Annotated in this window: 3 protein-coding genes; all 3 read left to right on the top strand. The window is 33.3% G+C overall.

Annotated features, from left to right (window positions below; all coding sequences use genetic code 11):
* The coding region (locus CD31_RS00290) for an RHS repeat-associated core domain-containing protein (protein WP_036074797.1) at positions 1-593 on the top strand (593 nt) is incomplete at its 5' end.
* 21 nt (positions 594-614) lie between these two features.
* Positions 615-1,064 carry an SMI1/KNR4 family protein gene (locus CD31_RS00285; RefSeq protein ID WP_036074795.1) on the top strand — a complete coding sequence of 150 codons (450 nt, stop codon included), beginning with the start codon at positions 615-617 and terminating at the stop codon, positions 1,062-1,064.
* A gap of 232 nt (positions 1,065-1,296) precedes the next feature.
* Positions 1,297-1,534 (top strand): hypothetical protein (locus tag CD31_RS23675; protein WP_036074794.1); only part of this gene is annotated, 238 nt, incomplete at its 3' end.

Here is a 1,534-nt window from a genome sequence, read left to right as displayed (position 1 = left end):
GTGAGAAAGACTTTATTCCATTCCGTTATCAAGGGCAGTATGAAGATGTGGAAATAGGATTGTATTATAACCGATTCCGATACTACGACCCAGATGTGGGGATGTATACTCAGCCAGACCCGATTGGGCTTGCAGGGAATAACCCAACGTTGTATGGGTATGTTAGAGATCCGCTTATGGATATTGATCCATTTGGGTTGATAAATTGGAAAAAAATTAGTTGGACTGCTACTCGACCAAAGGGTACTAAACAAACATATGATGTATATCAAAGGGATGATATCGACTGGGATAAAGTAAGAACACTTGGTAGTGCAAAGGGGAGAGGAATGACAAATAGAGATGCGGCGAATAAATATGGATTAGCACCTCAACTTGCTGATGGTAGCTTTGTAACTTTACATCACTTAGGTCAAGATTCGAGGGGAGCATTAGTAGAGGCAAGTACTCGATATCATGGAGTAGGAAAATATGGGCAGGATATATTGCATAGCCAATTTGGAAGAAACAAGCCACATCCTATTTATCCAATAAATAGACCTCAATTTAATGTTGATACTAGAGAATATTTTAAAACACGATGTAAAAAATAGAATTTTGGAGGTAAATAAGATATGAAAGATATGAATGAATTACGAAATAAATATAAAGCTTTATATGATATTGATGGAGTTTCTAAAGAGGATTTAGATAAAATTGAAAATGAACTTCAAATAAAGCTTCCTAGTGATTTCCGTGAAATATCTGGCTTTTACAGTGGAGGTATTGTTGGTGGGATAGATATCCATTCTTTTCTATTTTCTGAGCCAACTAATTTTATAAGCGAAACTATAAGAATCCGAGAAGCAGTTGGTTTGCCGAACAGATTTATTGTAATTGCTGAAGAAGCTGAAAGTATTATTGTTATGGATACTGAAAAAAAACCATCAATTATGTGGCTTGATTCTGTAGAAGTAACTAAATTAGAAATGCAGGATTTTATTTCTAAACCAGATGTATGGGAGGACTTTTCTGACTTTTTTAATTACTTACTAGATGAGGAAGAGGAAGAACGGAAATATTAAAAAGTTTAATAAATAAGAGTAATATTAAATTAAGAAAAAGTACTATTACTGATTTAAACGAGACATATGTAAAGTAAATGTATTAGATTTTACTTTACATATGTTTTTGTATTATTTGAAAACTTATATCTGGCTTTTTGGTAAAATAACAAAAAAATACTTGTAACATACAAAAAGTAAAAAACAATTTTTTTATAATTGTATTAATAAAGGATAAGGCAACTCATTTTGTATGGATGGCAATACGATTCTGCATGAGTATTCCACGCAGAATGATTCAGCTGAACTAGAAAATCAAGTTGAGTTACAGAACAAGTCTGAAATACCGGATAATATAGTCACATGGGTATTCAATGATAGCTTCGTCCCTTCTGCAAAGATTACGAGTGAAGGTCATTACAGTATTATTACTGATTATCTCGGAACACCTGTTGAGGCATATGACGAAGAGGGTAATAGGGTTTGGTCTG

Source organism: Lysinibacillus boronitolerans JCM 21713 = 10a = NBRC 103108 (assembly GCF_000772935.1).
GTDB lineage: Bacteria > Bacillota > Bacilli > Bacillales_A > Planococcaceae > Lysinibacillus > Lysinibacillus boronitolerans.
The sequence above is the reverse complement of the archived record's forward strand: the minus strand, read 5'-3'. Positions and strand labels throughout refer to the sequence as shown.